This is a genomic window from Nocardia abscessus NBRC 100374 (assembly GCF_000308455.1).
Classification (GTDB): domain Bacteria; phylum Actinomycetota; class Actinomycetes; order Mycobacteriales; family Mycobacteriaceae; genus Nocardia; species Nocardia abscessus.
In genome coordinates this window covers 39,571-49,758 of record NZ_BAFP01000264.1, presented here as the reverse complement: position 1 = coordinate 49,758, position 10,188 = coordinate 39,571, and the positions used below count along the sequence as shown (strand labels likewise).

Here is a 10,188-nt window from a genome sequence, read left to right as displayed (position 1 = left end):
CCAGCCGGTCCAGCTCGGCATGCGCGCGCAATCGGGTCTGCGCCAGCGAAAGGATCTGGGCTCGGGCCCGAGCCGTGCGCCGCGCCGGGGTGTCGGCGCGATGGTGCGCCTCGATCGCCTCCGCCAGTTCGGTGACCCGCTCGCCGCGCGCGGCGACCAAGGTGAGGATCGGCACGGCGGACTCCGCCCGCAGATCGCGCACGGTCTGCTCGGCGCCCTCCCGGTCGGCCTTGTTCACCACCAGCAGGTCGGCCACCTCCAGCAGGCCCGCCTTCGCGGCTTGCACCGCGTCGCCCGCACCGGGATTCAGGATCACCAGCGTGGGGTCCGCGACGGCGGCGATCTCGATCTCCGACTGCCCCACACCCACGGTCTCCAGCAGCACGACGTCGTAGCCCAGTGCCGCGAGCAAGCCGATGGCGGCGGGCACCGCGGCGGCCAGGCCGCCCAGGTGCCCGCGCGTCGCCACCGACCGGATCAGCACGCCGGGGTCATCGATGTGCTGGGCCATGCGGATGCGGTCCCCGAGCAGGGCTCCGCCGCTGTACGGCGAGGACGGGTCGACCGCGAGGACCGCGACCCGCAGCCCGCGCGCCCGGTAGACGCCGACAAGCGCCGCGATCGTCGTCGACTTGCCCGCGCCGGGCGGGCCGGTCACACCGATCACCCGGACGCTACCGGGCTCCAGAGCCGCTTGGACCTCGTCGCGGCGGGCCCCCTCGACCAGGCTGAGCAAGCGGCCCGTCGCCCGTGCCGACCCGGCGCGTGCCTGGGCCAGCAACTCGGCGACGGTCGCCCGCTCCAGGGTCACGCCCATCCTTGTGCGCCGCTGCCCGATCCGATCACGGAGCGGGGACCTCGATGACCGTGGCCGCGCCCATGCCACCGCCGGCACACATCGCCGCGATGCCGAGACCCCCACCGCGACGGCGCAATTCGTGCACCAGCGTGACGATCATCCTGGCTCCCGTCGCGGCCACCGGGTGGCCGAGCGAGCAACCGCTCCCGCTGACGTTCACCTTCTCCGGGTCGAGGTCCAATGCCCGGATGGCCGCGATCGGCACCGAGGTGAAGGCCTCGTTGATCTCGATCAGCTGTACCGCGGACAGCGAGATACCGGCCCGGAAGACCGCTTTGGTGATCGCCTCGATCGGCGCGAGGCCGGTGTCGGCCGGATCGACGCCCACCGACGACCACGAACGGATGTAGGCCAGCGCGGGCAACCCCAGCCGGTCGCTGGCGATGGCGAGCGCGGCGGCGCCGTCGTTGGCCCCGGAGGCATTGCCCGCGGTGATCGAGAAGCCCTCGATCTCCGGGTGCAGCACTTTGAGCGAGGCCAATTTCTCCGGGCTGGTGTCGCGGCGAGGATGCTCGTCGGTGTCGAACAGCCCGTGCGGGGTCTCGATGGGCACGATCTCTTCCTTGAACCGGCCCTCGTCGATCGCGGCGATCGCGTTGCGGTGTGAGCGCAAGGCCCAGGCGTCCAGATCGGCACGCGAGATGCCCGCCTTGACCGCGGCGTTCCAGCCCACGGTGATGGACATGTCCAGCGCGGGGGCGTCCGGGCGGTCCGGGTGACTCGGCGACACCCACGGATCGATCCACTCGTCCTCGCCGACTCTGAATCGCGCTTTGGGGGCGGTGGACTCGGAATTCACGCCGCCCGCGATCACCAGTTCGTCCATGCCCGCGCGAATCCCGGCCGCCGCGGTGTGCACCGCGGACATTCCCGCCGCGCAGTGCCGGTTCTGCGCCAGGCCCGGCACGGTGGTCAGCCCCGTGGTCACGGCCGCGTGCCGGGCCAGCACGCCGCCGCCGTAGCGCCCCTCGCCCAGGATGACGTCATCGATGCGGGACCGGTCGAGGCCATCGGCGACCGCGCCCACCACGTGGTGGGCCAGGTCGAAGGCGTTGGTGTCGCGCAGCGTTCCCTTCCGTGCGGTACCGATGGGCGTCCGCAGGGCGGACACGATGACGGCTTCGGGCATTGGAGGCCTCCATTCCGGGCGACGCGATTGCGGCGCGGCGACTTTTCGGTGATCATGCCGAGAGAGTCATGAGAACATCATTTTCTCAAAGCGAGAGCCACAGTTGCAAGATAGGATTATGCCATGCAGATCAATGGAAGCTCCGCGCTCGTCGTCGGTGGAACCGGAGGCCTGGGTGAGGCGACCGTGCGGCGCCTGCACGCCGCGGGGGCGAAGATCGTGGTCGCCGACGTCGCCGACGAGAAGGGCAAGCAGCTCGAGACCGAACTCGGGATCCGCTATGTGCACACCGACGCCACCGACGAGGACTCCGTGCGCGCCGCCATCGCGGAGGCGCAATCGCTGGGGCCGCTGCGCATCTCGGTCGACACCCACGGTGGTCCCGCGACCGGCGGCCGCCTGATCGGCAAGGACGGCGAGCCGCTGTCGCTCGACGGCTTCCGCACCACCATCGAGTTCTACCTGACCGCCGTCTTCAACGTCCTGCGCCTCTCGGCGGCCGCGATCGCGAAGACCGATCCGCTGGAGGAGGGCGGGCGCGGCGTCATCGTGAACACCGCCTCGATCGCCGCGTTCGAAGGACAGATCGGCCAGCTTCCCTACTCCGCGGCCAAAGGCGGCGTGGTCGGAATGACCCTGGTGGCCGCCCGTGACCTGTCGCCGGTGGGCATCCGCGTGGTCACCATCGCTCCGGGCACCGTCAACACCCCCGCCTACGGCAAAGCCGCCGACCGGTTGGAGGCCTACTGGGGCCCGCAGGTACCGTTCCCCAAGCGCATGGGCCGTTCCGAGGAATACGCCAAGCTGGCCACCGCCATCATCGAGAACGACTATCTCAACGGAGAGGTCATCCGGCTCGACGGCGCCCTGCGCTTCCCGCCGAAGTAGCCGCCGCCACGGCAGGCGGATGCGACACGCCCTGCTGCCCGAGGGAACGATTCCGCGAGTTCTACACTGACGCGGTCGATAACCGACGTCCTAAACTGGAATCGTACGGCCTATGCCCTGGCAGTAGGGAGCGCATGAACTTCGCCACAGCGCCTCAGCCGGAATACCGGCAGGCCTGCTTCGCCGATATCGAAGACATCGCGGCCATCGAGGCCGAGGTGTTCGCCGAGCCGTACCGATATCTGATGTTGCGCCAGCTGTTCGATCTGCACGGATCCGAGTGGTTGGTTGCGGAGGTGGACGGTGCGGTGATCGGTTACGCGCTGACCTTGGAGAAGTCCGGCCGGGCGCTGCTGTTCACGTTCGCGGTGGCCAAGCGGTACCAAGGAGGGGGCTACGGTCGCGCGCTGCTGAAGCGCACCCTCCAGACGTGCCGGACCGTGGGCGCCGAGGTGATGTATCTGACCGTGCGGCCGGACAACCAGCTGGCCAGCAATCTGTTCAAGCGAGCCGGATTCGAATTCGTCGAGCACGACCACCGGTATTTCGGGCCGGGCGAGCCCCGGGACGTTTTCGAGTACCGGCTGAGAGGCCGACCGCTAGACTCGTGACATGGGGGAGATTTCGCCCTTCGTCGCATCGGTCTCGACCCGGATCACCCGCCGCGCAGACGAATACACGGCCGAGATCGATCGGGGCGGTCGCACCGAGCAAGAAGCGCTGGAGCGGTTCGCCACGCATGCCGAGGCGATCCTCGCCGACTACGACCCGCCCACTACGCGGCGCCACTCCGACTCCCTGGTGTTCCGGCACCTGTACGCCGCCGCGCGGCAACCGGGGCCCGACGAAGCGGGCTGGCGGGTGCCGAGCGCGATTCCGGCGGCGCTGCTGGCTGCGGAGGTCGAATTCCGCGGTCCGCTGCGGCTGAGCAGTCGGCAGAACACCATGCTGGCCGAGGAGTACGAGCAGTTGGGGGCACAGCTCTCGGCGGCACGGCTGCCCGGTCACGCGGCCCTGGCATATCGCAGAGGCGCCGCGCTGTACCGGATGAACGAGGACGACGAGGCCGAGGACCGCTGCGGTCTGCGCTTGGCCCGGGCCCGCACGCTCGCGCTGCCGCCGGGCCGGCGGCGCTGGACCGGGCAACTGTCGTATGTGCTGTGCGGCCACGGCTACCGGCCGTCCTGGCTGCTCGGCTGGGTTGCCGTGCAGTTGGTGCTGTTCACCGTCGCCGCTTTGGTCCTGAGCGGAAATACCTCACCGGCTGCCACCGTCTACACGTGCGTGACCAGCTTCATCAATCCGCTGGGCCCCGGCGACACCGAGAATCTGCGCCCGGCCGCCCGGCCGCTGTTCGCCGTGGAAGCGTGGACGGGCACGGTATCGATGTCGGTGTTCTTCGCCCTGCTGGTGCGCAAGTGGTTCCGCATGTAGCCGGATCGGCCGCTACCATTCGGTGTCGAAGGCCTTGTGCCGCAGCGCGTCCAGGGTCGCCACGGCGATACGGTCGCGAAGCCGTGCGACGAGGGTGTTCCATTGGCGGGACAAGCCGGGGTCGACCTGGAGCTCCCGCCACAACGCACGCATCGAGGCCGGGGTGTGCGCTCCCGGCATCCACAGTCCGGTGAGGTCTTCGAGCACCGGGGCCAGGATGTCGGTGCGTTCCCGGCGGTGCGAGGGGAAGCGGTCGGCCTCGGCCAGCGCGTCGGCGACGACGGTCAGCAGCCAGTCGTGCGCGGCCAGATCCTCGCAGAACCGTTGCGCCGCATCGAGGTCCGCCTCGTCGCGCACGATCATCCGAACCGTTCGGACAGTGGCGTCGTCCAGGTGCAGGGCGGCCGAGGGACCGGCACTGCCCCCGATCCGGGCGACCCAGCGCAGCCGGGTGGCGCCTGCCCGCACCGGCGGCTTCTGATCCAGCCTGGTGTCGGCGCGCAGGCGAGCGAGCAGGCGTTCACTGATCGAGGCCAGGTCCAGTGTGTCGGCGTCGACCGGCCCGGCGAGGTATCCCTCGGCCAAAGCCGCACCGGCGGTGGCTCTTTCGGGAATGCGACTGATGACCTCGGTCACGCCCTTCTGGCTGAGATAGTGCGACCAAGTCTGTCTGCGCCGTCCCGCGGCGCGCACCACCCGGGTGCGCGCGGTGGATTGCAGCACGCGTCCGCCGGACAGAACCGCACTGGTCGCCACGGTTCCGACGATGTGCGCGGTCTGCTCACCCAGGGCCAGATCGCAGTCGACGCCGACCGCGGTGGTCGGCGACACCGCCAGCGTGCCCGGCCGCTCCCGCCACCGCACCGTGCAGCCGGGCATGAGCGCCAGCAAATCGCAGGCCTCCGCTCCGGTTAGCGCGGTCGCCGAGGGCAGCAGGCAGGTGCGCACTTCACCGAGGACGACCAGGGGCGTGGTCGCGGCCATCTCAGGCCCCGTCGAGCAGCAGGTGGGAGAGCCGTTCGCTGACCTCGCGCGGCACCGGTACCGGCGGGACCTCCTCGGCGCCACGGGTGATGACCTGCTCGACCACATCGTCGTCGAGATCGAGGTGGTCGAGCACCAGCCGCACGGCGTGCTCGATGCCGATGTACCGCTTGGGCAGCATCGACAGCGTCTTGTAGGCGGCGAACGGCGCGGCGGACGGATTGAGCTGCACCACCGGCGGTATGTCCTGCCAGCGGCGCGGCGTGAGATCCGCGCGGCGCCACGGTTGCGGGTCCACCACGGCGTCACCGTGGTAGCGCAGCATGCCGAGCCGCAGCAGATGCCAGACAGCGGCCAGGAACGGGCACGACCAGCGCCGAACCGTCACCCCGTCGACGATGTGCCTGCTCCACAATTCCACGTCGAGGAAGATCGAGTGCTCCCGGCGGCCGAACTCCTCCGGCGGCTGATAGCTTCGATGGCGCATGGCCTGGCCGCGTTCGTCCTCGGAGGACCGGCGCCCGTTGCACAGCCATCCCGACTCCGCGGTCGGCGGCCTGCGCCCGGTACTCGGCGGCGCGGGCTCGGCGACGATGCGCGCGGCCACCATTTCCGCCACCGGAATCGGCTCGCCGAACGCCACGCCGTCGACGAACTTCGCGGCCCGCCAGCAGCCGGACTCGCGCGCCAGATAGTCGATGACCAATCCGTTCTCCTCGGCGGCGTCCAGCAGCTTGGCGAGGATGACGGAGGGATCGGTGTCGGGCTGGAAGTAGTCGTCGATCAGGTAGCAGGTGCTCACCCGGGCGTTCGGGCCGTACTGCACCTTGGCCGACTCGATGAAGGCCGACACCAAAGGGACGATGCGGCGGAACTCCGCGCCGACGCGTTCGATATCGGAGGTGATGTCGTTGATGTAGAAGTGCCCGACCTCGATCGACAAGTGCGACAGCGGGACCGAAGCGATTCGAGGCTGTTCGGTCGCCTCGCTGTAGCCCTGTGTATCCCGCATCTACAGCCTCTCCCAGGTGGCGATGTCGACCAGTCGGCGAGCCAGTTCGGCGTAGGCCGACGCGGTCGCCTCGTTGGCGATTTGGGCGTTGACGTCGGCGTCGAGGATGAGCTGTTCGCGCCGCTGCAGCACCGGCTCGATGGGTGTGGAGCCGAGGACCGCCGTCGTGCCGAGCCGTTTGGCGGTGGCCAGCCGCCGCAGCGCGGTGTCCTGCTCTTGCAGCCACGCCGCCTGCGCCGGGCGCTGGGCGACTCCGTGCCAGGTGGCATCGGGCACCGCGGTGCGCACGTATCGCACCGAGCCGAGCAGTTCGTCGGGGTCGTGACCGCATTCGGCGCCGGCCTTCAGCAATCCGTGCGAGCCGTACACCAGACCGGCGGCGGCCAGGATGTGCTGCCGCGTCCAGCGGTGGAAGATCAACCAGCGGGCGGTGCGCCCGCGCAGTTGCGGCAGGGCGGTCGCCTGCAGCACGATCTGCAACGCCGCGGAGCGGCCCGCGCTGAGATCCACGATCACGACGGGGAATTCCTGATCCAGCGCCACCAGCAGTTCCGCGCAGCGCTGCACCACCGCGTCGTCGTCGGTGAGGAATTCGGCGCCGCCCTCGTCCCCGGGCAGCAGCACCAGCCGGCCCGAGTTGGGACCGATGCGGCGCAGTTCCGGCCGATCGGTCGCCGCGCCGACGTCGACACGGGCCACGGTTCCGCTCTCACCGAGCAGGTAGGAGTGCACGCCGCCGCGCGGCACGCCGCGTTCTGCCGCGCTGATCTCGAACAGCGCACCGGCCGTGGGTGAGCCGAGGTCGAAGTCGGCGTAGGCGACGTTGAGACCGGAACGGCACAGCCGGTAGCCGATGTTGCAACTGGTCACCGATCGCCCGGTGCCGCCCTTGTCCGAGGTGGAGAACACCAGCACCTTGCCACCCCTACCGTGTCGCGTCCCGGCGGGCGTACGCCAGTTCGTCCAGCTGGACCAGCGCCTGGGTGGCCAGGCTGTAGGCGGTGCCGGGACGCTCGCGCAGCACGCGGCGGGCCCGGTCGAGCGATTGCCGGATCCGGTTGACCGCAGCCTGTTTCGGGGACAGATCCTGGCCTACGATTTCCAGTTCCTCCTGATTGAGCAGATGCTCGGCCTCACTGAGCAGGTCCACCGCGCGGGCGACCATCGCCTGTGGAGCCAGCGGGGGCTGCTCGAAGGTGCCGTAGGCGATGACCAGGCACTCCATCATTCGCTCCGTGACGAACCAGGACGGCCCTCCCGGTTGCGCGTCCACGGAGCCGACCAACCGGCCGATATCGTCCCACAGGCCGTTCACCGGGCCGTCCCGCAGCACTCGCTGGTCGAGATGTTCCATCGCCGCTTCGGCGAGTGCCATCAGCCGGTCGCGGGTGTCCACGTCGGTGCGCAGGCTCGCCGCCTGCAGGCAGCGTTTGAGCAGCATGGTCGCGAAATCCGGCACGTACCAGACCAGCGGCGGCCCCGGGGCAACCTCCTCGCTGCCTGCCAGGTTCAGTCGCACACCCGGATAGTGCAGCGGCGCGGCCGGATCGCCGACGGTGAACCGGCTGGTGATGCGCCCGCGGCGGGCCAGCTGGTCGAGCACCGCCAGCGTGCGCGACAAATCCTCGGTGCTCTCCCGGTAGACCAGGTCCTGGATGAGCATGGCGGCGATGACGAGACTGAAGTACTCCGATTCCTCGCCGTCGGAGGTGCGCCACGGAATGTCCTCGAGCGGCCAGCGGCCGCTGCCGAAGCGGGCGACCCTCGACCAATAGTTGCGGGTCAACTCGAAGCGCAGTTGCAGCGCGTCGGCGAGAGTGCGCTGCTCGTCGGTCAACAGGTCGAGTTCCCGGATACGCTGCGACGACAGGTCGATGATGCCGTCCAGGGCGACAGCCGTGAAGTACAGGTAGGGACGGGCTTCCGCGTGGCCGGTCGCGCTGCTGACCCTGCCGGGCACGATCCCGATCGGTTCGGAGCTGTGCACGATGCCCCAGCTCCACCCGCATTCGAAAAGCCGCCCGTCGTCGGCGATATCGACCTCGGTGGTCTGGCTGAGCCTGACCTCGTTGGCCGCCTGCACCCGCAGGCGTTCCAGCTGCGCCGACAGCCGCTCGATGACTTCGTCGGCCGGCGTGCGGGTCTGGTTGAGCATGTAGACGATCGACTGCCCGAACTCGGTCCTCGGCTCCGGGGTGTGGATGACGAAACTGCGCACCAGACCGGCCATCGCCGCGGTCAGGCGCGCACTGGCCTGTTCGATCACCCCCGGGATCCGCTCGCGCAGTTGCCGGGCCTCCAGCCGGACCTCGCCGCTGACGAAACGCTCGAATCCGCGCAGGAACCGCAGCGCCGCGATACACAGGCTCAGCGACATCGAGTACGAGTCGACGACCTCCACCGCCAATTGGCTGTCGGTGAGCGGGCTGTCGTCGCCGGAGCGCAAGTAGGAGCCGGCGGCGAAGACGGGTTCGCCGTCAGGTCCGGTATAACGGCGCAGATAGTCCTCCACCAGGGCGACCAGGACGCCACCGATGCGCGTCTCCTCGCCGAACGGGGCGAGCGCGGATCTGACGTCGGGACTCATGTCGTTCGGCTGGTCCAGCGCGAAGGCTTCGATCTCGGTCGCCGGATACAGCAGGCACAGCAGCTGTTCGGCGTCGCTGATCGAGTTGGCGCCGTCGCGCCCGCCCCACCGCCACGTCCCGTCCACATAGGAACAGGCGAGTACCGCTCGCCACAGCTCGAGCAGCTGCTGCCTCGGCCGAATCCTCATCTGTTCTCGGACCTCGCCCCCGCGTTCGACCGGCGGCGCCGGACGTCGTTACCTAGAGTGTGCCCTGCGGATGTTCACTTAGCCAAGCACTTTGCGCCGCGGGCGGTTGCTGCGAGATATCCTGCGGGGCACGACCTTCCGCGAGCTCGAGGCGACGCGCCCCGTGGCTGCGCAGGCTCGGTCGCCGCATGTCGCGACCCCCGTCCGCTCGGTCAGCGCAGGGGCCGCGGTCCCCGCAATCTTCGCGCGTTCGACAGGCAATTCCTCGGCTGCCGGTCAGCGGCGCCCACCGAAGTCCGGCCCCGGCCGGATCGCTGCCCGCCATCGGCGATCCGACGTCAGTTCCGGTCCGCGGTGAGGGCGGTGATCACCGCGCGGAAGTCTTCGGTCTGGAAGGAGAGATCTTCGGCGGTCGTCGCGTAATCCAGGGTGGCCAGCACCGCGCGTTCCAGGTGCAGGTTCAGCAGACGCTTGGTGCTCTCGACCGCTTGGCGCGGCAGTTCGAGGATGCGTTTCGCGCAGGCCAGCGCTTCGGTGCGCGGGTCGGCGACCACGTGGTTGACCAGCCCCATCTCACGAGCCCGCTCGGCCGGGATCTTCGCGCCGGTGAGCGCGTATTCCTTGGCCAGCAGCAAGCTGGTGTGCAGCGGCCAGGTCAGCGGTCCACCGTCCGCGGCGACCAGGCCCACCTGGACGTGCGGGTCCTTCAGGTAGGCGGTCTCGGCGATGTAGGCGACGTCGCTCAGCGCGACCAGGCTGCACCCCAGTCCCACCGCGGGGCCGTTCACCGCCGCGATCACCGGCACCCGGCAACGGGCCATGCCGAGCACGATGTCGCGGCCGTGCGCGATCGTCTTGGCTCGTAGGTCGGCGTCGCGGCCCAGCTCGGCGAGATAGGCGAAATCCCCGCCCGCGGAGAACGCCTTGCCCGCGCCGGTGAGCACCGCGACGCGCGCCTCGCGGTCGTCGGAGAGCCGGGGCCAGAGCCGGGCCAGCCCGGTGTGCAGGTCGTCGTTGACGGCGTTGAGTGCGTCGGGCCGGTTGAGCGTGACGATCCGGAGCGGTCCGTCGGCCTCGACGTGGATCTCTTCCGGCAGGTCGTACAT

The 10,188-nt window shown here is 69.7% G+C and carries 10 protein-coding genes; 3 read left to right on the top strand and 7 right to left on the bottom strand.

Annotated elements, in window-relative coordinates:
* The coding region (locus ON19_RS33125; protein WP_255218438.1) for an ArgK/MeaB family GTPase at positions 1 to 811 on the bottom strand (811 nt) is incomplete at its 3' end.
* Between the two features lie 31 nt (positions 812 to 842).
* A complete protein-coding gene (locus tag ON19_RS33120; protein ID WP_043701914.1) occupies positions 843 to 1,988 on the bottom strand; it encodes a thiolase family protein in 1,146 nt (381 codons plus the stop codon).
* A 123-nt stretch (positions 1,989 to 2,111) separates the two neighbouring features.
* On the opposite strand from ON19_RS33120, the gene ON19_RS33115 reads away from it, so the two are divergent.
* The 3 genes from ON19_RS33115 to ON19_RS33105 all read left to right on the top strand — a co-directional run bounded on the left by ON19_RS33115 (position 2,112) and on the right by ON19_RS33105 (position 4,310).
* Positions 2,112 to 2,876, top strand: coding sequence for an SDR family NAD(P)-dependent oxidoreductase (locus ON19_RS33115; RefSeq protein WP_043701908.1), 765 nt, complete (start codon positions 2,112 to 2,114; stop codon positions 2,874 to 2,876).
* Positions 2,877 to 3,010: 134 nt separating this feature from the next.
* Positions 3,011 to 3,487, top strand: coding sequence for a GNAT family N-acetyltransferase (locus ON19_RS33110; RefSeq protein ID WP_043701901.1), 477 nt, complete (start codon positions 3,011 to 3,013; stop codon positions 3,485 to 3,487).
* 1 nt (position 3,488) lies between these two features.
* On the top strand, positions 3,489 to 4,310 hold the full coding sequence (locus tag ON19_RS33105; protein ID WP_043701898.1) for a hypothetical protein: 822 nt from the start codon (positions 3,489 to 3,491) through the stop codon (positions 4,308 to 4,310).
* 12 nt (positions 4,311 to 4,322) lie between these two features.
* On the opposite strand, the gene ON19_RS33100 is transcribed toward ON19_RS33105, so the two are convergent.
* The 5 genes from ON19_RS33100 to ON19_RS33080 form a co-directional block, all read right to left on the bottom strand.
* Entirely contained in the window at positions 4,323 to 5,294 is a 972-nt protein-coding gene (locus ON19_RS33100; protein ID WP_043701894.1) for an SCO2521 family protein, read from the bottom strand.
* A 1-nt stretch (position 5,295) separates the two neighbouring features.
* Positions 5,296 to 6,306: an SCO2522 family protein gene (locus tag ON19_RS33095; RefSeq protein ID WP_043701892.1), complete on the bottom strand. Its 1,011-nt coding sequence runs from the start codon at positions 6,304 to 6,306 to the stop codon at positions 5,296 to 5,298.
* Positions 6,307 to 7,221 carry an SCO2523 family variant P-loop protein gene (locus ON19_RS33090; protein ID WP_043701889.1) on the bottom strand — a complete coding sequence of 305 codons (915 nt, stop codon included), beginning with the start codon at positions 7,219 to 7,221 and terminating at the stop codon, positions 6,307 to 6,309. It lies immediately after the preceding gene.
* Between the two features lie 10 nt (positions 7,222 to 7,231).
* A complete protein-coding gene (locus ON19_RS33085) occupies positions 7,232 to 9,082 on the bottom strand; it encodes an SCO2524 family protein (RefSeq protein WP_043701885.1) in 1,851 nt (616 codons plus the stop codon).
* Positions 9,083 to 9,420: 338 nt separating this feature from the next.
* Entirely contained in the window at positions 9,421 to 10,188 is a 768-nt protein-coding gene (locus ON19_RS33080; RefSeq protein WP_043701883.1) for an enoyl-CoA hydratase/isomerase family protein, read from the bottom strand.